At 55.0% G+C, this 24,973-nt stretch carries 24 protein-coding genes; 4 read left to right on the forward strand and 20 right to left on the reverse strand.

Annotated elements, in window-relative coordinates; translation table 11 throughout:
- The first annotated feature begins 390 nt into the window (after nt 1-390).
- A complete protein-coding gene (locus AC13QO_RS25865; protein ID WP_488542262.1) occupies nt 391-1,221 on the forward strand; it encodes a Wzz/FepE/Etk N-terminal domain-containing protein in 831 nt (276 codons plus the stop codon).
- Here AC13QO_RS25865 and AC13QO_RS25870 read toward each other — a convergent pair whose 3' ends face one another.
- The 19 genes from AC13QO_RS25870 to AC13QO_RS25960 form a co-directional block, all read right to left on the reverse strand.
- A complete protein-coding gene (locus AC13QO_RS25870; RefSeq protein WP_488542263.1) occupies nt 1,222-1,998 on the reverse strand; it encodes a glycosyltransferase family 2 protein in 777 nt (258 codons plus the stop codon). It lies immediately after the preceding gene.
- A gap of 63 nt (nt 1,999-2,061) precedes the next feature.
- Nucleotides 2,062-3,234: a glycosyltransferase gene (locus AC13QO_RS25875; RefSeq protein ID WP_488542264.1), complete on the reverse strand. Its 1,173-nt coding sequence runs from the start codon at nt 3,232-3,234 to the stop codon at nt 2,062-2,064.
- The gene (locus AC13QO_RS25880; protein ID WP_488542265.1) at nt 3,231-4,181 is read right to left on the reverse strand and encodes an NAD-dependent epimerase/dehydratase family protein; all 951 of its coding nucleotides are present in this window, start codon (nt 4,179-4,181) and stop codon (nt 3,231-3,233) included. The genes AC13QO_RS25875 and AC13QO_RS25880 overlap by 4 nt, the downstream gene beginning before the upstream one ends.
- 9 nt (nt 4,182-4,190) lie before the next feature.
- Nucleotides 4,191-5,045 (reverse strand): class I SAM-dependent methyltransferase, encoded by an 855-nt coding sequence (locus AC13QO_RS25885; protein ID WP_488542287.1) that lies wholly within the window; start codon nt 5,043-5,045, stop codon nt 4,191-4,193.
- 209 nt (nt 5,046-5,254) lie between these two features.
- The gene (locus AC13QO_RS25890) at nt 5,255-6,607 is read right to left on the reverse strand and encodes an oligosaccharide repeat unit polymerase (protein WP_488542266.1); all 1,353 of its coding nucleotides are present in this window, start codon (nt 6,605-6,607) and stop codon (nt 5,255-5,257) included.
- Nucleotides 6,597-7,757, reverse strand: coding sequence for an N-acetyl sugar amidotransferase (locus tag AC13QO_RS25895; protein WP_488542267.1), 1,161 nt, complete (start codon nt 7,755-7,757; stop codon nt 6,597-6,599). Before AC13QO_RS25895 ends, AC13QO_RS25890 begins: the two co-directional genes overlap by 11 nt.
- The gene (locus AC13QO_RS25900; RefSeq protein ID WP_488542268.1) at nt 7,750-8,511 is read right to left on the reverse strand and encodes a HisA/HisF-related TIM barrel protein; all 762 of its coding nucleotides are present in this window, start codon (nt 8,509-8,511) and stop codon (nt 7,750-7,752) included. The genes AC13QO_RS25895 and AC13QO_RS25900 overlap by 8 nt, the downstream gene beginning before the upstream one ends.
- Complete coding sequence (hisH, locus tag AC13QO_RS25905) at nt 8,511-9,122, reverse strand: imidazole glycerol phosphate synthase subunit HisH (protein ID WP_488542269.1); 612 nt, start codon at nt 9,120-9,122, stop codon at nt 8,511-8,513. Before hisH ends, AC13QO_RS25900 begins: the two co-directional genes overlap by 1 nt.
- 20 nt (nt 9,123-9,142) lie before the next feature.
- On the reverse strand, nt 9,143-10,717 hold the full coding sequence (locus AC13QO_RS25910; RefSeq protein WP_488542270.1) for a lipopolysaccharide biosynthesis protein: 1,575 nt from the start codon (nt 10,715-10,717) through the stop codon (nt 9,143-9,145).
- Entirely contained in the window at nt 10,714-11,817 is a 1,104-nt protein-coding gene (locus AC13QO_RS25915; RefSeq protein ID WP_488542271.1) for a DegT/DnrJ/EryC1/StrS family aminotransferase, read from the reverse strand. Before AC13QO_RS25915 ends, AC13QO_RS25910 begins: the two co-directional genes overlap by 4 nt.
- A 221-nt stretch (nt 11,818-12,038) precedes the next feature.
- Nucleotides 12,039-12,524, reverse strand: coding sequence for an acyltransferase (locus tag AC13QO_RS25920; protein WP_488542272.1), 486 nt, complete (start codon nt 12,522-12,524; stop codon nt 12,039-12,041).
- Nucleotides 12,521-13,624, reverse strand: coding sequence for a Gfo/Idh/MocA family protein (locus AC13QO_RS25925; RefSeq protein WP_488542273.1), 1,104 nt, complete (start codon nt 13,622-13,624; stop codon nt 12,521-12,523). The genes AC13QO_RS25920 and AC13QO_RS25925 overlap by 4 nt, the downstream gene beginning before the upstream one ends.
- Complete coding sequence (gmd, locus tag AC13QO_RS25930) at nt 13,621-14,739, reverse strand: GDP-mannose 4,6-dehydratase (RefSeq protein ID WP_488542274.1); 1,119 nt, start codon at nt 14,737-14,739, stop codon at nt 13,621-13,623. Before gmd ends, AC13QO_RS25925 begins: the two co-directional genes overlap by 4 nt.
- Complete coding sequence (locus tag AC13QO_RS25935; RefSeq protein WP_488542275.1) at nt 14,739-15,719, reverse strand: GDP-L-fucose synthase family protein; 981 nt, start codon at nt 15,717-15,719, stop codon at nt 14,739-14,741. Before AC13QO_RS25935 ends, gmd begins: the two co-directional genes overlap by 1 nt.
- A 290-nt stretch (nt 15,720-16,009) precedes the next feature.
- Nucleotides 16,010-17,593 (reverse strand): hypothetical protein, encoded by a 1,584-nt coding sequence (locus AC13QO_RS25940; protein ID WP_488542276.1) that lies wholly within the window; start codon nt 17,591-17,593, stop codon nt 16,010-16,012.
- Nucleotides 17,594-17,953: 360 nt separating this feature from the next.
- Nucleotides 17,954-19,039 (reverse strand): Kelch repeat-containing protein, encoded by a 1,086-nt coding sequence (locus AC13QO_RS25945; RefSeq protein ID WP_488542277.1) that lies wholly within the window; start codon nt 19,037-19,039, stop codon nt 17,954-17,956.
- Between the two features lie 366 nt (nt 19,040-19,405).
- Complete coding sequence (locus AC13QO_RS25950) at nt 19,406-20,206, reverse strand: anti-sigma factor family protein (RefSeq protein WP_488542278.1); 801 nt, start codon at nt 20,204-20,206, stop codon at nt 19,406-19,408.
- A complete protein-coding gene (locus AC13QO_RS25955) occupies nt 20,203-20,808 on the reverse strand; it encodes an RNA polymerase sigma factor (RefSeq protein ID WP_488542279.1) in 606 nt (201 codons plus the stop codon). The genes AC13QO_RS25950 and AC13QO_RS25955 overlap by 4 nt, the downstream gene beginning before the upstream one ends.
- A 43-nt stretch (nt 20,809-20,851) precedes the next feature.
- Nucleotides 20,852-21,388, reverse strand: a complete 537-nt coding sequence (locus AC13QO_RS25960) for a tetratricopeptide repeat protein (protein ID WP_430957019.1) — start codon at nt 21,386-21,388, stop codon at nt 20,852-20,854.
- Nucleotides 21,389-21,554: 166 nt separating this feature from the next.
- Between AC13QO_RS25960 and AC13QO_RS25965 the strand changes: the two genes are divergently transcribed.
- The 3 genes from AC13QO_RS25965 to AC13QO_RS25975 all read left to right on the forward strand — a co-directional run bounded on the left by AC13QO_RS25965 (nt 21,555) and on the right by AC13QO_RS25975 (nt 24,427).
- On the forward strand, nt 21,555-22,607 hold the full coding sequence (locus AC13QO_RS25965; protein ID WP_488542280.1) for a type III polyketide synthase: 1,053 nt from the start codon (nt 21,555-21,557) through the stop codon (nt 22,605-22,607).
- A complete protein-coding gene (locus AC13QO_RS25970) occupies nt 22,604-23,107 on the forward strand; it encodes an isoprenylcysteine carboxyl methyltransferase family protein (protein WP_488542281.1) in 504 nt (167 codons plus the stop codon). Before AC13QO_RS25965 ends, AC13QO_RS25970 begins: the two co-directional genes overlap by 4 nt.
- A gap of 72 nt (nt 23,108-23,179) precedes the next feature.
- A complete protein-coding gene (locus AC13QO_RS25975; protein WP_488542282.1) occupies nt 23,180-24,427 on the forward strand; it encodes an NAD(P)/FAD-dependent oxidoreductase in 1,248 nt (415 codons plus the stop codon).
- Here AC13QO_RS25975 and AC13QO_RS25980 read toward each other — a convergent pair.
- Nucleotides 24,417-24,956, reverse strand: coding sequence for a gluconokinase (locus tag AC13QO_RS25980; protein WP_488542283.1), 540 nt, complete (start codon nt 24,954-24,956; stop codon nt 24,417-24,419). The two genes, AC13QO_RS25975 and AC13QO_RS25980, sit on opposite strands and share 11 nt — an antisense overlap.
- Between the last annotated feature and the right edge of the window lie 17 nt (nt 24,957-24,973).

The raw sequence follows: 24,973 nt of genomic DNA on the forward strand, positions 1-24,973 counted from the left end.
AACGGGTGAAGTTTCCGATCTTGCGTTCACCGGCGCCCTTCGAACCAACACTGCGGCTTGAACCAGCGTCGAGATTAAACGCCGAAGAAAGCTGCGGCGTGTAATAACATGCGGTGGCTACAGTTACCTGCAGCGCGACACATTAGGCCGAGATAGCTTCCAGAGTCGTTCGGTCAAACTTGACGATCTCTCGCCTTGATGTTGCTGACGACAGTCGATCCGGGTCTTTTTTCGCAATGCGGTGTCACGGCGTTGGGAGCTTAGCATCGCGATAAGCACTGCATGTGATAATTCCTGATTGACATTGCAGAGCCAATACGGTTGAAGCGAGGCTTAGGCTTATGAAATTTTTCGCTAATTTGGAGCCTATCGTGGATTCTGAAAGCTGAGATGATGGACGGGAGATTATTTGACGAGGAAATTAATCTCTATTCCGTTGTTTCCTTTCTGCGAAAGGGCATCGGCACCATTGCTGTGTGTTGCTCCATTGGAGCTATAATAGCGGGCATTTTCCTCTGGCGCAGCCAACCCTTTTATCAAGCCTCAGCACAACTAGTGCTTGCGATATCGTCCAATCCAACACAGTTGGACCCTGATGCTGTCTCTCTTGTGGAGCCTCGTGAACACGTTACTTTTCGCCTGCGGTCTCCATCTGCTTTCGATCAGAAAACTGTTTCCGCATGCTCCGGCGGAGGTCCCGTAACTCCCGAACAGATATCGCAAAATTTGAGAGTCATGGCACCATCAGTTCCCGGTGACGTCATTGAAATTTCCTTTACCGCCCCAGCCGCTGAATTAGCGCAGCAATGCGTCGCCGCGATCGTACGGGTGGTCCAAGACGAGCAGGCGTTAATAGCATCCAGCAGATTGGAACATCTGAAGTCTCAGATCAAGTCATTGCAGGATCAGCTCGCGGAAAATTCGAGTCTCCTCAAGGAAGCACAAGATTCCGGATGGCAGCAGGCAATATACCTCGCGACGCGCGACGATGCGATCGCATTACGTAGGGACATTGCCCACCTGACGAACAAACTAGATTTATACAAGCCGGCAACTCTGCTTTCCCCAATTTACGCTCCAGCAAATGCCGCCTCTCCGACCAAGATAACAATTCTGACGGCAGGTGTCTTCTTTGGGTTCGCTATCGGCGTTCTAGTCAATCTCCTTAAAGGCGCATACATAATGCAGCGAAATCGCCGTAGCCGATCGAAAGGTAAATAATCAGCGCACCTTAAATAAGCTCGCACGGACTACCTGCATGCCGCGCGAAATGAGCTTCTTAGAGAAGAAATGTAGTGGGCTGGCTTTCAAGCCGTGAATTTCAAGCGCACGTAGCACTTCTTTGTTTTGCTGCAGGATATTCTTCCAGCTGCGATTTGTGGTACCGCCCATACGCATCTTCACCATAATCCCAGGAAGGTATTTCGATTTGATGCAGTGGCGCTCTAGAAAGCGCATCATTAATTCTACGTCCGCAGCAATCCTGAAACTGAGGTCGAATGACCCCAGGCGTTTGTAGACCTCGCGCCGCACAAAGAACGTCGGATGAGGCGGGCACCAGCCTTCTTCGAAAGCTCCAGACACGAAAGGCGAGGAGCGCCAGTCGCGCACTATTATTGAGGTATCGTTTTGCCTAACATAGCAGAGATCGCCGTAACACGCTTCCAAGGTCGGATCCTCAAAGGCCTCCGCGACTTTTGCCAGCGCGCCCGGCATGTAGAAGTCATCTCCATTGATGAATCCGATAACTTCGCCGGTCGCAAGACTTATTCCCTTATTCATCGCATCATAGATGCCGAAATCCTTTTCGGAAACCAGCCTTGAGATAACCTCCCGGCGTTCATATATCCGATCAAGCGTGCGGTCTTTTGAGAGCCCATCAATAACGATATACTCTATATTTGGATAATTTTGAACGCGAACCGATTCTATCGTATCCGCGATCGTGGCTTCGTTGTTGAAGACAACGGTGATGATGGAAATTTTCAGATCGGGCATTCACTTGCTTTCATGGCTGACTGGTAAAAGGCGAGATCCGCCGACGCCGTCCTCTGTAGGCTGTTACCTGCGTTTGGTGGCAGCTCGTTGAACAAGTGAATGGAAATCAGTGATGAAACGGTTGACACGTTCATTAGCGAATGTCTGTGCTTTCGCCGCCCGTTCGAGCAGAATATCCGGTGAAGGTAAGCTTGCCGAGGCGAGTGCGTCGGCCAACGCCCGCGCGTCATGGCGGGGAAAAAAGACCGCCGCTTCGCCCGCCTGTTCTCTGTTGACGTCTAAATCGGACAAGATCAGCGGCACACCCCAGGAGAGGGCCTCTTCGACTGTCGTGCTCCATCCTTCGAAGAGGGATGGGTTCAGCAAGGCCATACTAGCGGTTGCGAGGGGAGCAAGATCGCCGTATGGGATAAGCCCGAGCAGAATGAAGCTCGAGGAGAGACCGGAACTGTCAATAGCGGCCTTCACGCGCGGAAAATAAGAGGGATCGCGCGGATCTGACGGGCTGCCGGATGCGACTACAGTAACATCTTGACCGCGGTCACGCAAAATCCTCAATGCTTCGACGACGAGAAGATGGTTTTTATGCTGCCAAAACTGGTTAGGCAGGAAGATATACTGCTCGGGAAGTTTATATTTGTCGGCAATCGCACGAGCTTCCGCAGGAACAATCGCTCCCTTCGGCGGCACCGCAAATCTGACTACGTGTGTACTTCCCCGGGAGGACGGATAAAAAAGCTCGCACGAGGCGCGCGAGTCTTCACTGCTCAGCATAATCTGGCGTTTCCCCAGAATCTGCATCCTAAACCCTATATCGCGCTTCCAATATCCGAGCTTGCCGAAGAGGTGAGGAAGGAAGCGGTGCTGAAAATCCGGTATCCACGCAATGGCGGGAATCCCGAGATTGAAGCCAAAAAATTGTGCCACCTCAAATACGACATCTATCTGATGAGTTCTAAACAGATTGCGCACACGCCAGTCAGTACCGGTGGCAAGACTGGTAAGCAGGGATCGAACGTTCCTGGATCTGTTAAAGAGCGGACTACGGACCACCTCAACGCTTTTCAGGGCGGAGAAAGGCGTCACCTCCTCTTCATTGACGTCCGTCCCGAAGAACATAACTGGCGCCAAAGCTCGGCTCTGATCATCGGATAGCAGCGAAACGAGATTCATCAGATAGTTATAACCGCCGGTCCAGCTTTTCCCGCCTACCATAGTAAATGCAATACGGGTCATGACCTCACACCGGATCCCGATCGAAACCACCTAACGTAATCAGCCAGGCCTTCCATCAAATCTTTTTGCCACTTGAACCCAAGGGCTGCGAGCCGTTCCGACTGGGCTATCAGACTCTCAGGATCCCCAACCCGGGCTTTGCCCGAGAATACAATTTTGGGATTAAGGTTAGTATCGGCCGCCCATGCTTGAGCAACGCCTTCGACGATCGCACGAACATTGGTGCCGCGGCCGGTGCCTATGTTGATTACTTTCGGTGAGAGGTCCGCCTCGGCGTGGATAAGCGACAGCGCGCGCACGACGTCGGTCACTTCTGTCCAATCTCTGAGTTCGTTGCCACTGCCCCCGAGGAGAACTCGATGTGGATGAATCTCGAGTTGGGAGCAAACATCCCAGAGCAGCTGTTTGCGTAGCCCCTCCCCATAAACCGAAAACAGACGACCGATCACGACCTTTAACTGGTAGCTCTCGCAATAAGAGATACAGAGAGATTCCATTATATGCTTGTGATGACCATAGGGGGAGAAGGGGTTGGGTCTCGCGGTCTCTGCTATGCTGCCTACGTGGCCTGCCCCGTAGACCGCAGCACTAGAAATTGCCACCAGGCTACTTTTAGGGGCCTCTAGTCGCATCCATTCAAGCAGTTCAATCGTTGAGCTGACCGTACGGTGGAAGTCGTCGCGAGGATTTGCTATTGCTGCTCCGACCGACGAGCCGCCCGCAAGATGGTACACAATGTCAACCGTACCAAACTGCTGTTGAATCAACCGAAGATTGGGCATGTCGACCTCGCCCTTGTGCCAATAAACTAGTCCCCAACGCCGGGCATGAAGCGGTGTCCAGGTACCATGCCCGAGCCCAAATACCGTATTTCCGGCAAGTGCAAGCGACTTTGCAAGATATCTTCCGATAAACCCATGAGCGCCGGTGATTAGTATACGAGCCATGTTTTCTCTTTATTGAGGCCGCGTAGCGACGAACGAATATAGCCGACCCGGCCGCTGATCGAATTTTGCGGCGACATGGGAGAAAATCGTCCATGTGGAGGGAAAACCCAAAAGCACTGGAGTGATTTTTGCAAGGAGCGGCAAACGCGTGGCAATCCGCGCTGCAATTTCCGCCTTCAATTCCGCCCGTGTGTAGGGGGCAAAGTTGACCTCGCTCTCAAGCGGCCGTAGGAGCGTCTCCATTTTGAAGCCGGCTGAAACGATTGAGTTCTGATAGGTCTTCAGAAGAAACGCGTTTTCCCCCCCGTAGAGCTTGTGTAGCGGATGGCGCTCCAAAAAGTTTGGCAGATCGCGCTCGCTCGATATCACATGTTCGCGCACTGCGATAAAGCGCCCGCCTGGCTTCAGAACGCGAAAGAACTCGCGACACGCGGCGGAAAGATCGGTGGTGTGATGCAGAACGGCCCTGGCAAAGACCACATCAAAAGTATTGTCGGAGAACGGGAGTTTCTCGGAGAACTCCTCGGCGATCGAAATTGGAAGATGAGCTTCATTGAAGAGTTCACGAATTGCACCTGCACCCACGAGATTGCTCGCGTCAGGCTCCAGTGCCGTTACTTCAAAACCCTCTTTTGCCAGAGCATAGCTGGCAATTCCACGACCGGCGCCGATATCAACAGCCGTTCCAGGCGCCTTCGGGAGAAACTTGCGAATAGCTGCCCACTCGCCGCTTCGCCAATATCGCTCAGCGGCCTGCAGAAGCGGATCGTCGTAGTAGGCATCGAGCACTAGTTTTTGCTGATCAGGCTGCTGCCGCAGCCAGTCTACAGCTTCTTCCCATGTATCCAACTTTCTTGCTGTCATGGTTTTGCCTTCTGTCGCCTTTTGCGTCGGTTTGAGGTGCCGGATAAAGCGGGAGTTACGGGCGACGACGGCGTAAGGGGGCACGTCGCGCGTGACGACTGCATTAGCTCCAATAACTACCCCTTCGCCGACTGTCACCCCCCTCCGAATGCTCGCGCCCATGTAAGCGGCATATACCCCAGAATTCTGAAAAACCCGCATATTGGATTCTACACCTTTCCGACGGGGACAAGTTGGTCTTGTCCACCATTGTTCTTATCTGGAACCCACTTCAGCGAGCTAGACAGCGCTACTACTAATGGAACAACCAAAGCCAAACCGCCTGTCATAAGCGCAGTTTGCAATGCGGTCGATAGCATGATGAATATTCCGTAGTGTCCGAGAGCCAACCCCGCAACCGTTGCGACCGTTTTCCCTCGTTTCATTATGAGTTCGATATCCAACAAGCGGACAAAGAATCCAGCAAAAAGCGAGAACAGAATGACACCCATCCAAGAGAAGTCGGCCCATGCATCGGCGATGAACAATGCTGTAGATGTGGAACCTTCCACACCTCGGTGGACAGCGCCTACCAAGAGATAAGTTGGCTGGCTGGGTTGACTAGTAAGAAATCCCACCATCCAACTAAACTTATTACCCCAGCCGTACGGGAGAACGCTTGGAATTGCGGTATAATACTCGAGCAAGCTTTCATTTACGATCATGAATATCCGATAAAACAAGAAATCCAGCACGTCGCCGGCACCGTGTAATTCACGAATCGCTATAAGCATCATCGTACCGAATAAAAGTATACATAAGGAAATAAATCTGATCGCCATTCCGAGTGGCAGATCTAAAGATTTGCGGAGATGCTCCACAACGATCAACTGCAGCACAAATATCGCCAATGGCGCCTTGCTCAAAGTTGCAGCCTTAGCCACCATAACGGCAACGACAAAAGCCCACGCTTGCAGTTTCATTGACCGCTGTCTTATCGCTATGAAACAGCAAAAGGCAGAGAACGGAAATACATTGGAGACGAGGAGATTAAAAAGATAAAAACGGCTTCCTCCTGACTCCCGCCGCAGCGCAATCTTCGCGACTTCACTTGCGTCCGAAATAAAGTATACAATGATCTTCGGGATGTTGTTTTCAACTACGATAAAAGCGAGAATCACAAATACGCCAAGAACTGAGATAATTTTGAGTCGGTGAACGACACCGCTAGTTATCCGAACAGGCTGAGCGCGCCAGGAATCCAGTGCCACCTGCATCTTTTGATGATTGATGCCAAACGCGAAGTCCGCGGCTGCTATACCGATCACGATACAAGCAAAGGAAATGGCAAGCGAGAGATCCAGTGCGGCTATAGCATCAGTGTAGGGGGCGGCGGACATAATCGTCTCGAAAAACTTGGTCTCGGGACCCCATACTCGAGTGTAATAGAGGTACATAGGGCCATGAAGCGCGAGCATGAGGCCCAAAAACACCGACGAAAGCGTTAGATTAAAACCCACTCTCCAGATGTAGAACATCCCCGCCAATGTAACAGCCATTGCAAATACGAGGCTAGTCGACATCTGTGGCCTCTGCGGTTGCGCTGGACGTCGGTAGGAATCTCCGCGACATGTTACGCAAGTGCAAAAGCGCTGTATGAAGCCACATGCCGCTGGGAAAAGTACTGTGTGGAACCGGCGGCGCCTCGATATATGATTGCAGCTCTTCCGGCTTCAATCCGAGTTTTTTTGCTACGAACTTTGTTTCCCTGCGTGCATCCTGAATGGAGATAATGGGCTTTGAAATTTCCCTCAGCGCTTCCTCTCGTGTCATTTGTCCGGCAACAATCAAACTTGAAAGATGAAGCCGTCTTTTATCAAATTTAAATTTTCTCGGAAGAAAAATATCCTGGTAGAACTTCGTGAATCTGGATTCACTATGTTTGCCGCCGTAGTCGCGCCACCCATATTCGCGCTGGAGTTCACCCCGCGCCTCTTCCTTATTGTAGTCGATGTAGTTGAGCGGTCGGTGAATCGTGAGTTGCCGGCGGACGCGAGTAAGCCAAATATACTCGAGAGGGCTCATGAAGGGATAGGTCGAGAGCTCCAATGAGCCGAAGCGCTTCTGGATCGCGCGCGCATGCGTTCCATCAATCGACGGATAGCCAAAGCCGCGCGGTATCACAGATTCCGAGGCGAAGTTCACGCCGCTGAGGAAGTGACGGATGCCGAATTTCGCTGCTGTTCTATAGAGGGTGGAAAAGAATGCATGATCTTGCGGCATGTCCTGATTGAGAACAGAAGCTTTTAGAAAGGCAATCTGCAGATCGCGCATCTCCTGCCACTCGATTACGTAGGTGTGAAGGTCGAGATCAAGCTTGCGGACCAGAGTTTCAATATTATGTACGGCAGGCTCCGAATTCCAACCGCCGTCAACGTGGACCGCCAGAAGACGAAGACCATGCCTTCGGGCAGCGATATGCGCAAGAAAGGCGCTGTCTATTCCACCGCTAAGCCCAACCATTGCGTCGTATGGCTTGCCGACGCCTTCTTCTTTCAGTGTGGCGATCAATCGCCGCATTCGGAGATCGCCTTCCGGGCCAGTCCACCACTCGTGTGGCTTACGACTCAGCGCATCCCTACAGCAATTGCATTGGCCGCTTGCGTCGAAAACGATCGACGGATTGGAATCGTCCATGACGCAATATGAGCAAACTCGCGATGCATTATCCATGAGCAACTTGATCCATATCTTCCAAGCTTTCCGTTGTAGGATAGCTTATAAGAACGGCCCGCAGCCGACCGATAAACGTGAAGGCACTCCCTGAAGCAGCAGCGGAAGCGCCGGCATCAAGGCCTTCCATAAGGTGAGCGACGTTACCGGCTCCGCCCAAGGCAACAACCGGAATGCTCAGTTTTCGGGTAATCGACCGGATCAACTCGAGATCGTACCCGATGCGCGTGCCGTCCAGAGCTTTCGACTGAAGAATTATTTCGCCGACTCCGGCATCCTGCAGCCTCATGCAAAAGTCGATCGGTTCTTGACTCAAATCACTTGAAGCGCCGGCCACGCATCTCGCAGCCGCGCCGCGACCATCAACGTCGACACAAGCAACCAAAGCTTGGCTGCCCATATCGGCTGCGATCTCCCTTATCAGTTGCGCATTATAAGCCCCTTGCCCGAGGACAAATTTCTCGACACCCCAACGGTTAAGTTCCTCACACTGCTTCAATCCGGTGATCCCGCCGCCATATGCCAAAGGCATAAAACATTCGGTTGCGAGTTCGCGAACAAAGCCGAGGTCCGGGCCTCGGCCCGTGCGAGTTGCGTCGATGTCGAGAATGCAGATCTCGTCGACTTCCTTTTCATTGAACAGCCTAACAACGTTAAAGGGATCGCCGACGTAGGTGCGCTCACCGAACTTTACCGTCTTTACTAGGCGGCGTTTCTGATCGACCAGTAAGACTGGTATAAGTCTTTTTCTCATCAAAGTTTCCCGAACGCGTCAAGAACTCGCATTCCGAAGCGGTGGCTTTTCTCAGGATGAAACTGCACACCGCTGACGTTGTCCGAACTCACTGCGCAGCATAGCTCTCCGCCATAGTCAATAACCGCGGTAACGTCACCTGGGTCGTCGCAATCGACGAAGTAGCTGTGGTCGAAGTAAAAGCGTTCGCGTCGATCTGAGCTGTCAAATAAAGCACTATCTCGACGCGGTCTTATCTCAAGCCAGCCAATATGAGGAATCTTAAGGGACGATGTTTGAGGCAGCCTGATACGCTTCACATCCGCGTTGATCCAACCAAGACCAGCTTCCGAGCCTTCCTCGCTGGATCGAGCCAGCAATTGCATGCCGAGACATATCCCAAGAACAGGAACTCTCCGTCTAAGCACCGCGTGATTGAGTGGATCGACCAGCTTTCTGGCTCGTAACGTAGCCATTGCCTTATCGAACGCACCGACCCCTGGAAGGATCAGCTTTGCGGCGCGTTCGATCGTCTTAGGATCGCCACTTGGTTGAGCGTCGATGCCCAAATATTCTGCCATATTGGTAATTGCGCCGATATTTCCGACGCCATAGTCGACCACAACGATCACTCAAAAGCCTCTCTTGCGCTTCACAAGATTGTCATCCATCCACGTCTTCTCTCGGACAAAGCCGTTCTAAGGGACTCATAGATACGGGACAAGATAATGCTTCCAGTTTTCGTAGTTATCGCCGCTGCTGCAATCGAGGCAGAGACAACGCAAGCAGAACAAACATATGCCAAACCGAGAGACAACCAGCCATTGATCCACGTGAAGTCCAGGCCGAGTGACCCGATAACTACGCAGATGCCCACCAGAATTGGAGCAACTGTACAGGCAAACATTTGCTCGACGGTGAAAACGCGAAAGAAGCACCTGCGGGTCACCACAAGAGCGAGAGGAATCCTTACGAGGCTGGCAGCAAGCAAGCCTGCTCCCGCAGCGTATGGACCAAAATGCCAAATGGAAACGTAAGAAAAGATAACGGTCATCAGCGAATAGGCAAGTGATGTATATGCCGCAGGCGCGTTCCGTCCCATTCCCATAGCATAATATTGGAACACATTCGAACCGCAGCCGACGATGCCGCCGAGAATAAGTATCTGTAGGAGATGGGTGCCCCCTCCAGCGGTTTCCTCGCCGACCCAAAGTGTCAGCAGCGGCCTGGAGAGAACTGCGATTGGCGAGAGTACTATGGCGCCGAAAGCTGAATTGCCCCATGAAGCGAGCATAAAGAAATCGTGTCGTTCCTCTTCCCGGGTGTTTGACATGTTGCCAAATCGAGGAAACAGAACTTCACAAATACGCAGGACCGCAATGTATGCGGCCTCCTGGACACGATTGCAGACGTTATATTGGCCGACAACCGCAGGCGGCGCGAGCGAAGCCAAAACGTAGCGGTCCATCTGGTTGCCGAAAATTCCGGCAAGCTGAGAGAGGCTTTGCCATTTTCCGAAATGAAGCAATGACCTCAGTTCGTCAGAGGACGACGAGACCAATCCGCAGTTATCACGGAATTCAGAACGTGTGATCCATATCCACCCCGCGGTTGCCAGCATGAGACTTCCAGAGAACCCCAGCAAATAACCCTCCAGCGTAGGGAGGAACCAAGTGCAGGCCAAGGTCATGATGATGGTTGCGAAGGAACTCCACGCCGATGCTTTGGCAACCAACCGGAAACTTTGCTTTCCCACGCAAATACCTTGCAGGACCAAGGAGAATTGCTGGGCCAACGTGCCGGTTGCAACAATGAGGAAGGAGATAGTGACGTTCTGCGATGTCGGAAGAGACGTACCGGCAATGCCCTTCATGACCCACGGACCGGCAAATACGATCCCTAGCCACGCAATGGCGGAAGCGACCAAACAAATTTTCAATCCGACGATGGCAACACGGGCGGCCGCATGCTCCTCGCCACGTCCAATCCGCGCGGAAACTTCCCTGACAATGGCTTGCCCGAGCACAGTTCCAATCAGCGTCACGGGAGCAGCTATCGCGATCACTATGCCCGCGTTCCCTAGCGCCTGTAGTCCGATCCAACGCACAACAAATGGCACCGTGGCAAGATTTGCGACGAGTGTAAAAAGAAAGCCCGCAAAATTCCAGCCTGAGTTTCCAAGTAGGCTGCTGCGCCTTCCGTGACTCTCCGGGCGTTCATCGATCACGCGTCGAACCCTTTGATGGCATCTGCGACGTACATGAGCTGCGTTTCTGTCATTTCAGGGAAAATCGGAATTGAAAGAATCCTGGATTGATTTCCAAACGCGTTTGGAAAATCTTCTGGCCGGTGGCCAAGGCGTTCGTAAGCGGGCAGGAATGGAAGCGATACAGGATAGTTGACCACGGTTTGGATACCGGCCTGCTTCAAGTGAGCAGCGAGGGCATCGCGACGATCGTGCTTGATCACAAATAGATGATATACGTGATTTCGTCCGGCCGCGATTTCGGGCAGTTCCAGCCGATTGAGGTCGCCGAGAGCTCTCGCGTAGCCTCTCGCCAATTCTTGCCGCTTTGCAGTCCACTCGCGCAGACGCCGGAGCTTTACCGACAGGATCGCGGCTTGTAGTCCGTCAAGGCGGCTATTTATTCCCTCGATTTGATGGTCACCCTTCGAAAGCCCGCCATGCCGTGCAAACATTGCCATCCGATCGGCCAGTGATTTGTCCTTGCAAGTAATGGCGCCGGCGTCGCCCATCGCTCCAAGATTTTTCCCCGGGTAGAAAGAATAGGAAGCTACGTCCCCGAAACTCCCAACGACTTGCCCGTCTGTTTCGGCCAGATGGGATTGAGCACAATCTTCTATGACCCAAAGACCATGCTTTCGGGCAATCGCCATGATTGCGGTCATATCGGCTGGTTGACCATAGAGATGAACCGGGATGATGCCGACCGTTCGCGGCGTAATCTTCGCCTCGATCTGGACAGGATCTATGGTGTATGTCGTGGCGTCGGTGTCGCAGAAGACTACGTTGCCACCGGCCTGTGAAATGGTCTCACTGGTTGAAATCCACGAATGAGCAGTCGTAATAACTTCATCCCCAGCCCTGACACCCAGCGCGCGCATGGCGATAAAGAGGGAGTCCGTTCCATTCCCACATGAGATGCAATAAGGGGCGTCAACAACGGCAGCAAATTCGTCTTCGAATGCCTGAACGAATGGCCCCCTGATAAACGCGGAGGACCGGATGACTGAGGCGATTGCATCATCGATCTCCTCCTTTAGCGAAAGGTATTGGAGATGAAGATCAGCGAAGGGAACGATCATGAAACCTGCTCTCGGTAAATTGCGATGATTTTCCGTGTGAGTGGGCGCCGCCATTGGCGCCAATTAAAGACAGCGTTCATCCAAGCGTCGGGCTCAACACTGAAACAACCCATTGTTCTCGGCTGAGACAACAACCAATCAACCTTTTAACAGCGAGATTCTCACAAAGCCCCGGCCAAGCGCCGACAATGTCTTCCAACGACAACACGCTTGAGACGACCCTAAATCTCATTCCTCGCCGAACGAGGTAAGGGCCGGGCGGGGTTGCCCACATAGGTGCCAGAAGCGGTGATATCCCGGGTTACAACCGCGCCTGCGCCAATGACAACGTCGTCGCATATCTGAACCGCCAGAATCGTGGCGTTTGAGCCGATCGAAACCCGATTGCCAATCCGGGTCTCCTTCCAGAGCGCGCGATTTCCCCGTGCAGGCCCACCTCCCGAAAAAAGGTCATTCACAAAAACAACTCCGTGTCCGATGAAGCAATCCTGCCCAATCTCAACAAGTTCGCATATGAAACTGTGTGATTGTATCTTTGTGCGCGGCCCGATCTTCACCCCCTTTTGTATTTCGACGAACGGACCAACAAAACAATCATCCGCAAGTTCACATTCATAAACATTGGAGGGCTCAACTATTTTCACGCGAACGCCACAAACGACGTCTCTGACCTGCGCCTTCCAAAGCGTGGGAGCGACGTCGGTCACAGGGAAGATCGTCCTAGTTTCGAATGTTTCACTTCAAAAGGTAATTTCACTTCTTGATTCGAAGCGATTGATTCGTAAAGCGCCAAGATTAGTTCAAGACTCTGGCGGCCCTCATGCCCATCCACGAGAGCTTTTTTATCGTTCACAAGGCAATCGACGACGTGTTCGTAATAGGCCTGATGACCAAAGCCATAAACGTTCGGTGGATTAACCGAATATTTCTCCATGACTTGCTCATCGCCTATGTCGTTGTCGCCGAACTGCCAGGTGCGGATCTTGTTCACCGCAAAGCCCGCAATCTCGACGGAGCCGCCTGCACCAAGGATTGAAATCGATCCTTCAATATCCTTCGGTCGGGTTGCGGCAGTAGCCTCGATAATGCCCAGCGCACCGTTGCGAAACTTAAGGGTGGCCACGGCAGTGTCTTCCGCCTCGATATTCACCAATGCAGTCGTGGCACGCGCATGAACACTTTCGACATCGCCCATGAACCAGGTTAACATATCGATATGATGACTTGCCTGGTTGGCAAGGACACCGCCATCGTATTGCCACGTACCGCGCCAGCTATCCTGATCATAGTAACCTTGATCACGGCACCATCGCACCCTAACCGTGCCGAGCACGAGATTGCCGAAGCGACCAGCATCAAGAGCTTCGCGCGCCTTCACGACCGGGACGTTGAAACGGTTTTGCTTGACGACAAACAAGCGGATATTATTTTCGTCACAAGCTTCGATCATCGCCTCAGCATCGGTCAAGGTCAGCGCCATTGGCTTTTCGACAACGATATGCCGTTTATATTTTGCAGCAGCAATGACGTGTTCCGCGTGCATGCCGCTTGGCGTTAATATTGAGACGACATCGACATCCGTGTTCTGAAGCATTTCGTCGATGGATTGATAGTAAGGAACGCCGAACCGCTCGCCGAATTCCTTCGCTTTCTCTTCCACAACATCACAAACTGCGACAAGCGTCGCCCCTTTTATCTGTGACATGCCCAACAGTTCGGAATGCCTTTTGGCAATGCGCCCGCATCCGACGATAGCGAATTTTAACAAGAGTTCTTTCCCCGTGCGATCGTAGCCGCTCGCAATCATTCGGCGCTCACGTTGACATCGAAGCCATGCTGTTTAAGCAGAGCGTGTTTCTGCGCGTGCGCCAAATCATGCGTAACCATTTCCCGGCACATTTCTCTCGCAGAAATTTCGGGAACCCAGCCAAGCAGTTCGCGGGCCATAGTAGGATCTCCCAGAAGAGTTTCAACTTCCGCCGGACGGAAATAACGAGGATCGATCTGCACGACTACGGAACCGGGTTTCACGCCATGCGCTTTGTCGCCGGTGACGGACTCGACGATCCCTCGCTCCTTCAACCCTTCTCCCTCAAAGCGAAGGGTGATTCCGAGATCCTCTGCTGCCCATTGGATGAACTGCCGCACGCTGTACTGCTTGCCGCTCGCAATGACGAAATCCTTCGGCTGATCCTGCTGAAGCATCAGCCATTGCATGCGAACGTAGTCTTTGGCGTGCCCCCAATCACGCAACGCATCAAGATTGCCCATGTATAGGCAATCTTCCAGACCTTGCGCGATGTTGGAAAGACCACGAGTGATTTTCCTCGTTACAAACGTCTCGCCGCGGCGAGGACTTTCATGATTGAACAGGATTCCGTTGCACGCATATAAGCCATATGATTCACGATAGTTGACGGTGATCCAGTAAGCATAAAGCTTCGCAACCGCGTAGGGACTACGCGGATAGAATGGTGTCGTTTCCTTCTGAGGCGTTTCCTGCACAAGGCCGTAGAGTTCGCTCGTGCTCGCCTGGTAAAATCGCGTTTTCTTTTCAAATCCCAGTATGCGTATAGCTTCCAGCAGACGGAGAGTTCCAAGCCCATCCGTATCACCCGTATATTCCGGACTCTCGAAGCTTACGGCGACATGACTCTGAGCGCCGAGATTATAGACCTCGTCCGGCTGTGTTTCCTGCATGATGCGGATGAGATTGCTTGTATCCGTCAGATCCCCGTAATGCAGCTTGAACAGCATATTTTTACTGTGTGGATCCTGGTAAATATGATCGACGCGTTGCGTGTTGAACGAACTCATGCGTCGCTTGATTCCGTGAACAGTATATCCCTTCTCGAGAAGAAATTCCGCCAGATAGGAACCGTCCTGGCCGGTGACGCCGGTTATGAGAGCGACTTTAGACATTATGCGGCGTTCTCCCGAGACAGAAAATCTTCGTAAGCAAATTTGAGGCCTTCCTTCAGGTCGGTTACCGGCGACCATCCGAGCTCTCTTGCCACCCCGCTGTCCATGAGCTTTCGAGGTGTTCCGTCCGGTTTGGAGCTATCGAATTCTATCGTCCCTCGAAAGCCTACAAGGTCGCCGATCATCCCAGCAAGCTCACGGATAGTCACGTCGCTTCCATACCCTACGTTTATATGGGTCTGGCCTTTTGACTTCAGAGCTTTGTAGCGTTCCGGCGGCAAGTTCATGATATGCACGCTGGCGGCGGCCATGTCGTCAACGTAAAGAAATTCTCTCCGCGGCGTCCCGCTGCCCCAGATTTGCACGCTGGGCGCACCGCTGTTTTTGGCTTCGTGAAAACGCCTCAGGAGCGCTGGGATGACGTGCGAATTCTGGGGATGATATGAATCTCCGACACCATATAAATTGCTGGGCATCACCGCGCGGTAGTCTACTAAGTGAGAATCGCCATACTGGCGATTGTAGCTCTCGCAAAGTTTGATGCCAGCAATCTTGGCAACTGCGTAAGGTTCATTGGTAGGCTCAAGCGGACCTGTTAGAAGCGCATCTTCCTTGATCGGCTGGTCCGCAAGCTTCGGGTAAATACAACTTGAACCCAGCAGGAGAACCTTCCGAACCCCGCTCCGGAAAGCAGCGTCCATGACATTCAGTTCAATCATCAGGTTGTCGTAGATAAAGTCCACCGGATAGGTGTTGTTTGCATGTATGCCGCCCACCTTCGCCGCTGCAAGGTAGACCTGATCAGGGCGCTCCTTTTCGAAAAAGCGGCGAACGTCCGACTGCTCTATCAAATCCAGCTCTTGATGCCTTGCCGTGATGATGGAACCGGGCGGATGCCCGTCGCCAATTAGGCGTCGAAGGATGGCCGAGCCCACCATACCAGTATGACCGGCTACGAATATCTTTGGAAAACTTCCCATATTTTCTCGCGCACCCACCCGGCTTCACTATCGACAACCGCGGAATCGTCATATGGACACGCGCGGAACGGATTGTTTACGCCTCATTGGGTGTTCTCGCCACAAAAGTCAATGTTCATCGATGATGAGCGAACCAGCCATACTCCTTTTCGCGAACTTCACGTGGCCCTCTCAGGGCGGCAGCTTGCCGTCATTTCCGTACAGGATAGGCATGCGCCTAAACGATAAGGAGCCTCAGCAAACCATGCCTGCAACGCTGACGTCCGCAAAGATCCGGAGCACTATCTGCTCTAGGATAGTTTGTTTGAGCCGCTCCTTTGAGGACCTATCAAAATTCGCGACCACCCGAGCAGGTAAGCTGCCCAAATCGACATAACGAAAAAATACAACGGAAACAACGGCACTGCATAGCGTGGATTGCCCACCGGAAACGCATAGGCAACAGCAAACGCTGGCCCTAACGCACACAGAAGCAATATTGTTACTTGTGTCGCCCGGACGGTCAAAAGTGCTGCGGCAAGCAATGCAGACATCAGCCAAAGGTCGGGCGGGGCAACACCAATGTTTATTGGGTCACGCAGTCTCTCGGGCTTGTTCGAAATGTACGGAGTGAACGTGGCATAGATCGCCGCATTCGATGAAACAGCAAAGGGGAAGATTGCCGCATCCGAAGCTGCCTGTGGCCCAAAAAATCGCTCGAACGTCGACCGATAGTCCTGCGAGGCTGTCCAGCTTTGCCACCGATAATAGTCATAGAGGTGATTGAGGAAATCCCTGGGAGCATACCCCGGAAAGACTTCATGTGTTTGCGGAATTACGGCAGACGGCAAGATCGCCCCGATCGACGCCATGCCATAGAGAATGCGATTCAATTGAACACTCATGCCATCTGAGTGCAGCGCGCTGGCAAGTTGCTCCGCCTTTTCGTTAATTTCTTTATTGGAGAGTCCTTCAGCTCTCCACTTTTCGGCGGCTGACAGTGCGTCGGACATGGTGATCCCGCTATCGCGCCCCTCGCCAAACGCCGCAGCATCCGAAAACCCTGCTGCGCGAATGAGCGCTCTAGCCGTCGACGAGGGATGCGGGTTAGCCTGAGACGCGGATATGAGAAGATTGATGCCGCCAGCCGGAAGAAAAAAATGCCCGGTCTGCAAATATCTATACGTCGGAAAAGCCAGGGCCGAGCCAGCCGACACGGCGAACAGAACCAGCATCCATCTAGATATAAGAACCGACCGGGATACAAGAGCGTAGAATAACATTAACGCGACGATCGCTCCCCAGTAGCTTCGAAACTGCGTCACGCATACGATCACTATAAGCGCTACAATAACGCAGTTTTTGATGGACCGTTTATCAAGCGCGATCCTTAGGCAGCACGAAAATCCGATTAGAACCAATGATGAAGTGCATGATTCGGTAAGAAGTGAGTTATGAAATGCCTGATATGCTGGCAGCAGCAGCAGCAATAGCACAAAAACCAGATGCACAGGTGATGGCCAAAGATAATAAACCGTCCGATATGCGAAGATTAGCGCCGCAGCAGCCAACGTGTGCTGGAACATAGCAAGCGCTGGCCATTGCCACGAGATCGGCAACTTACTCAGCAAGAGCCAGATTGCTGGCACACCCGCCCCGAGATGGCTAAATATCCATTCGCCTATCGTTTGGTAAAACAACTGCAAATCGCCAGGCCCGGACATTGCAGTAGCCAACGATACATAGTCACGTGAATCGATCCAGTACGTCGCCCCGAAAACCAATAGGGCATAGGCATGAACACAAATAATGAGAGCGTAAGTAATCAGGTCTATCCGCGACAATCGGTGCATCTTGGCGGTCAGGCATCTGCTTGTCGGGCTCCGAGAGAACATTCATGCCTCCACTTTGAAGCTCAGTTTAAGAGCGATGTTGCTGCTTTTCTGAACGCGCTAGCCGTGGGATCAAACTAAAAGAATAGGCAGGGCGCCTTTGGATGATTGGGATAGAAGTCTCGACGCATCTGCTACTATCAGTTCGTGCGCTTGATCAAGTGCTCTCATCCGCATGCCCACGGACTTTTTAATGGAAGTTAAGTCGATTGCGAGTCGCTCCTGGCGGGAGGGAGCGGCCATTCGCAACTCCCGGCCTTCACGAGGTATCTCGCCCTCCCGAGGGCAACACCTCGATTGCTAAGGTGCGGGATAGCGCGAGATCCTTGGCGCATCGTTGCCGTTGAGCACTCGACCTTTGGATCAATCCGCCCTGCCGTCCGCCCGTCCGTTCACGAAAGGTAGAATTTGATGGACGAGGCGATCGAATTCCAGCCATAGCGGAGGAACTTTCAGCTCCCACACTTCATTTGTGATTGGATCTGCATGCCCGCCAGCGATGATTATCTTATCGCCAACAACATAAGTCGATTGTTCATGTCTTGGTCGCCAGCTGTCGGATAAAGGCAATCGCGTCCAATCAACGCCATCGTCCGTGAACCAAATTCCGCCGACGTTAAGCGTCCCTTTACTCCAGCCACCTATGACCCACATGCGGTCTCGATACTCTGCCGCGGAAAACCAGATCCGTCCACTCCACGGCCCATCGGAAACTTTTATCCAGTTGATGCCATCTTCAGAGTTCCAGATGTCGTTAAAGGCGACGTAGTCTGGGTGATATGACCCGCCGCCAAGAACCCATAGCTTGCCGTGGAAAGCGACGGCTGCGTGAAATGCCCGCGGCTGCCATGCCGCGTGATCTGTCACTTTGGTCCAATTGATACCATCGCTGGAGCTCCACACATCGTTCTTAAGAGTCTGCTTGCCATCTACCAACTCAAGCCCCCCGAGAATCCACAGCTTGCCATTTAGCATCACAATCGGCGTGGCTGTTCTTGGGCTCCATGAAGCCGCTGATTGCACGTTGTTCCAGTGAACTCCGTCATCGGAGTTCCACACCGAATTGGTGGCAGGATGCTCAGGATCGGAGAGTGTGGTCCCACCCAGTACCCACATTCGGTCCTTGAATACGATCGTCATCGGCAGGTCGGTATAATGGAAAGGCAGCTCCGACTGGACTAGGTCCCACTTGATGCCATCCACCGAATTCCAGACATCTCGAAGCAACTCGGTTGGCTTGGTTTTCCAACCGCCCAGGAGCCAAAGCTTGTTGTGATAGACAAATTCTCCAGCCGAATCGCGCGGTTGCCAATCAGCCAGGGCTATCCGCTTCAAACTGGGTGCGGGGAGCCCCGGTGCCCCGCTATAAATCCATCCAACAACAACAAGACAAAAACTGACCAGTGGGAACACGCAGAAAAACAAAAGCCGTTTGACGATTAAATTCATGATTTCATCCCGGATCACTTAACGGAGAGCAATGCGTTTGTGGCCGCACAAGCACGTTCATTCGCACATCGCCGATGGTCGAAACTTTAAGTGTGGGGTTGGCCGCCACCGTCTGAACTTCTCTTTTACCGGATTCGCGCAGCGGCGATTACACCACATTTCCGACCACGACGTAGATCGCGATGGCGGCAATGACGATCAGAGTCAAGCTCCAGGAATAACCGAAAAGACCCGCGATGGGAGACAAACATGAAAGCGACATCGAGGGGCCGCGCACAGACCCTGCCTGGTCGGGGAAATACCCGTATAATTCTAAAGCGCCCAAGGGATTAGGGGCAACATCTGCGCCGAAGGCGGTAAACAAGGTCAGGCTGAAAGCCTGCTCCGGACGTGCTCGGCCAATTCTTGCGCCCGGTCGATCCGGACGCGGGCGATCAACATGAAGGCGTGCGTCCCATTTGACCAATAAACGACGTTCATCCCCTTGCGGCTTTCGACATCTGGCGCCTTGGGACCGGCATCGGAGCGGACGATGCAGAGCGCCATCGGGCCGGTCTCGGGATCGAGATAGGCGATCTGGGCGAGCGGCTTGCCGTCATATTGCAGCAGCAGGGCGTGTTTGAAATCGACCCCCGGGAGCGAAACGGCTTCCGGAGAGAGTGACAGGCCAAGCTTCTCGTCGAGACTGGCAAGCTGGGCGGCCTGGTCCTGCCTGCCGGGCACGGGGCCGGCAAGCGTTTCGGCGGTATAGAGCGAGATATAGTCGGCGACCACGGCGCGCCATTCGCTGCTTTCGTCCTTTGCGGAAAAGCCCCTGCCGATGCCGATGACGGTGCGGTCGATGGCGATGCCGGCCACAAGCGAGGCGGCGAGAGCGCCGAGGACGCGGCGGCGCGTGGCAGCGGGCGCTGAGGCGGACCTCGCGCCCTCATGCGCAGGAATGGCGGCGAGCATCGCCTGCAGTTTTTCGCGCGGGGCTTCGGAGAGCAGCGGGGCGAAAGCTTGCTCGAATGGCAGGTTGGCGCGGGCCAGGAACTCCAGCCGTGCGGCGACGCTCTCGTCCTCCTGCACGATCGCCTCGATGCGAGCTGCCTCTTCCGCCGTCAGTTCGCCGTCGATGAAGGCGGTCAAGACCTCGTCGGAGGGAATGGTGTGTTTCGTGCTCATGGCCGTCCCCCTTCCCGTGCGGCGCCGGAGAGCCTGGCGCGGGCGGCCGCCAGCCGGCTCATCACGGTCCCGATCGGAATATCCAGTATGCCGGCTACCTCGCGATAGGAAAGTCCTTCCACATAGGCGAGGAAAACCACCGTTCGCTGCGCCTCGGGCAACGCATTTACCTGCTTCAGCACCTGCCCCGCCATCACATGCGTTTCGGTATCGTGTGCGCCGTCGAACGTCAGCGCCTCGCCGGCATCGACGAAACCCTGGCCTTGGCGCACCCGGCGCGAGCGGATCTCGTTCAGCCAGATCGAATGCAGGATCGAAAACAGCCAGCGGTCGAGCCGGGTGCCGGGAACGAACTGGCCGGCGCGCTCGAGCGCGCGAAGGCAGGTCGCCTGCACCAGATCGTCGGCGACATCGCGCTGATGCGAGAGAACGAGACCATAACACCAGAGCCTGGCCAGGTTTTCCGTCAGACCGCTCCTGATATCCGCTTCGCTCGCGATGACCGCCTCCGCCAATCCTGCATCCCTTGGAACCGCCTGATGAACAGGCGATTCTATTCTCGCGCGACTATAGGCAGGAATTGTAGCGTGCGCGACCGACATTCGGATATCCTTTCCCGGCTCCATTCCCGCTAGTGGCCTAAGCTCAGATCTTCGATGGGTCGAGGATGACAGCGTTCAGATCCTGATATTCCTCGCAAGCCGTGCCGCAGATCGCCTTGATCGTGTTCAATTGCTCCTTTGCGAGATCGAGCCGGCCCTTGATGACATAGGCTTCGCCGAGATATTCACGGACCTTGGCGTATTGCGGATCGATTTTCACCGATTGCAGGTAGTAGGAGATGCCTTCGTCGGTGCGCCCGAGCTTGCGGGTGGCGTAACCGCGATAGTTCAGCACCTCGGCGCTGTTCTGGTCCTTGACCGTATCGAGCATGGCAAGCGCCTCTTCATAACGGCCGGCCTTGGCCAGCGAATAGGCATAGTCGGTACGGTTCTCGTCCGAGACATTGGCGCTCTGCTGCTTGACGCATTTCTTGGTCTTCTGGTCATAGATCTCGCCCTTCTTGCAGGTCGGCATCGTGCTGTTGTCGTTGCCGACAGCAAAGACCGGGCCGGAGAAGAGCGAAGCGGCAAGGCAGCCGCCAAGAAGGACGGAAGCGATACGGGCTGTCATGATCGTCATGGAAAAACTCCTCGAAAGTGACGTTGCGGGGAGAGAACACCGCTGCCCCGGGCTTTATTCGCCGGCCTCTCTATTTTCTCCATCACTGCTTCGTGAAGTCCAAAGCCGAATAAATCATCGGGACCGGGTGTTTTCAGCATTGCGCCGGAACGACAAGGAGAATTCCGTGACCGATACCGTCAGTCTCGTCAGCCTCGCCACCGCCACGCCCGAACATGTCATCTTGCAAAATCAGGCGGCCGAAGCCTCGGCCCGGCTGTTTGCCGGCCGTTTCGAGGATTTCCATCATCTTGCCCGCGTCTTCGACAGCGCCGGAATCAACAAGCGCCATGCGGCGCGGCCGCTTGCCTGGTTCGACGAAACGCATGGCTGGCAGGACCGCATGCAGGCCTATGCCGAGGTGGCGAGCGCGCTTTTCGTCGAGGCGGCCACCTTGGCGCTTCGCCGGGCGGACCTCAGCGCTGGCGATGTCGATTGTATCGTGACCGTCTCTTCCACCGGTTTTACGACGCCGAGCCTCGATGCGCAGCTTGCCCGCCGCATGGGCTTCAGGGCCGATATCGAGCGGGTGCCGGTCTTCGGGCTCGGCTGCGCGGCCGGCGTCTCGGGCTTTGCCATCGCGGCGCGGCTGGCACGGAGCCGCCCGGGTGCCGTCGTACTTTTCGTCTCGATCGAGCTTTGCACGCTCGCCTTCCGGCTGGACGAGCTGACGCGGCCGAACATCATTGCGACAGCGCTGTTCGGCGACGGCGCGGCCGCCTGCGTGCTCCGCGCCGGCGAAGGCGGACTGGCCGAAGTGGAATCAACAGGCGAGCACCTCTTCCCGGACACGCTCGATATCATGGGCTGGAAGATCGACGATGGCGGCTTCGGCATTGTGCTGGCGCAATCCTTGCCGCCCTTCGCCGAACGGGAACTCGCCCCGGCGGTGATGGCCATCCTGGCGCGAAACGGGCTGGGACTGCCAGATATCGACCGCTTCATCTGCCATCCGGGCGGCACGAAGGTGTTGGCTGCGATGGAGAGCGCGCTTTCATTGACACCCGGCACGCTCGACCACGAACGAGCCGTCCTTGCCGAATATGGCAACATGTCTTCGCCGACCGTGCTGTTCGTGCTGGAGCGGGCAATCCGCGCCGGACTGCCGGAGCGGGCGGCGATGATCGCCATGGGGCCAGGCTTTTCGGCGAGTTGCGTGACGCTGCGGAGGGCGGCATGATGTGGCCGTCGATTGTGCTCCTGACATTCGTGACGCTGCAGCGGCTGGGCGAGCTCGTGCTTGCCCGGCGCAACACTGCCGCCCTGCTCGCCAGAGGCGGCCGGGAGGTCGCCCCGGAGCATTATCCCATCATCGTGACGCTGCATGCCGCCTGGATCATGGGGCTTTGGCTGCTGGCGCCAGGCAGGCCGGTTCAACCCTTCTGGTTTTTGGTGTTCATGGGGCTACAGGCGCTGCGGCTCTGGGTGCTGGCGACGCTGAAGGACCGCTGGACGACACGCATCATCATCGTGCCCGGCACGCCGCTGGTGAAATCGGGACCCTATCGCCTCCTCCGGCATCCGAACTATGCGATCGTCATCGGCGAGATTGTCGCTCTTCCCTTTGCCTTCGGCCTGCCCGCCTATGCTATCGTCTTTTCGCTTTTCAATGCTGCCATCCTGCATGTGCGCGTAAAGGCTGAAAATGCCGCACTGGAAAGCGCAATGATTTTGAAATGAATGCGATTTTTCGTTTGCGCTGCGGGATCGGCGAGGGCATTTTCAACCGATGACAATGCGGAATGCAGGGGAATGACGAAGAACGCAATCGTGCTCGGCGCCGGCATCGTCGGGGTGTCCACGGCAATCCATCTTCAGCGGCGCGGCCGACCGGTAACGCTGATCGACCGGAAGGATCCGGGCAGCGAAACCTCCTTCGGCAATGCCGGCCTGATCCAGCGCGAAGGGGTTGCGCCTTACGGCTTCCCCCAGCAGCTCGGCATGTTGCTGCGTTATGCACTCAACAACGAAATCGATGCCCATTATCATCTCAGTGCCCTGCCAAGCCAGCTCGCCTTCCTTGCCCGTTACTGGTGGAACTCGAATGCCCGGCGCCACGCGGTCATCACACGGGCCTACGCGCCGCTGATCGAAAACTCGGTTGCCGAGCACAAGGATCTGATCGAGGCCTCGCAAGCGCAGGCGCTGATCCGTAAGGACGGCTGGGTGAAGATCTTCCGGACCGAGACGATGCGCGACGAGGCCCTCGCCGAGGCTGCGCTTTGGCAGAGCGAATTCGGTGTGACCTATGACAGCCTGACATCGGCCGATATCGCCCGCATGGAACCCGATATTACCGTCCCCTTCGCCGGCGGTATCCGCTGGCGCGATCCCTGGTCGGTGCTCGATCCGCATGCGCTGACAGCAGCCTATCGCCGCTATTTCGAAAGCCTTGGCGGGCGCTTCGTCACGGGCGATGCCGCTTCGCTCGGCCAGTTCGGCGCCGGCTGGAAGATCATGACCAGCGAGGGCCCGCTCGAAGCGGAGGACGCGGTCCTGGCGCTCGGCCCCTGGGCAGCCGTCGCGACGCGCCGGCTCGGCTATTCCTTTCCGCTCGGCGTCAAGCGCGGCTATCACATGCATTATGCCGCCAAGGGCAATGCCATGCTCAACAACTGGATCCTCGATGCCGAACGCGGTTATTTGCTGGCGCCGATGAACCGAGGCATCCGCCTGACGACCGGGGCGGAGTTCGCAAGGCTTGACGCACCGAAGACGCCGGTGCAGCTCGACCGGGCCGAAGCCGTGGCGCGTAGCATTTTTCCTCTCGGAGGAAGGCTCGATCCCGAACCATGGATGGGCGCGCGCCCCTGCACATCAGACATGATGCCCGTCATCGGCAAGGCGCCGCGCCATCAGGGCCTATGGTTCGCCTTCGGACACGCCCATCATGGGCTGACGCTCGGGCCGGTGACCGGCCGCGTGCTTGCGGAACTCATCACCGGCGAGACGCCGTTCATCGATATTTCGGCCTACTCGCCGCAGCGCTTCAGGCCATAACACCGAGGGTGGAGAGACCCCTGAGGGCCGTTGCCGCAATGCCTTCGATGGTGTCGCCGATATCGACGGTGACGACACCGGGTTCGCCTGTCGGCACCTCGAGTGTCGCCAGCTGACTTTCGAGCAGCGAAACCGGCATGAAATGCCCCTTGCGCTCGCCCATGCGCTTGGTCAGCAGCGCCTTCGATCCTTCGAGGTAGACAAAGAGCAGATTGCCGCCGGCAGCAGCCCTCAGCCTGTCGCGATAGATGCGCTTCAGCGCCGAACAGGAGACGATGATGCCCTCGCCTTTGTCCAGCGATGCCTGCATGCGTTTGCCGATCAGGTCGAGCCAGGGCATCCGATCCTCATCGGTCAAGGGAATGCCCTTCGACATCTTCTCCACATTGGAAGCCGGATGAAGCGCATCACCTTCAACGAAGTGGAGGTGCAAGGCCTCGGCGAGTTTCTCGCCGACCGAGGACTTACCGCAGCCGCTGACCCCCATGACGATGATCGCATGGGGTTTGTTGATCCGATCGTCCTGCATTTTTCCTCTCAAACGGC

The sequence above is a fragment of the Rhizobium sp. CNPSo 3670 genome, from assembly GCF_057784555.1.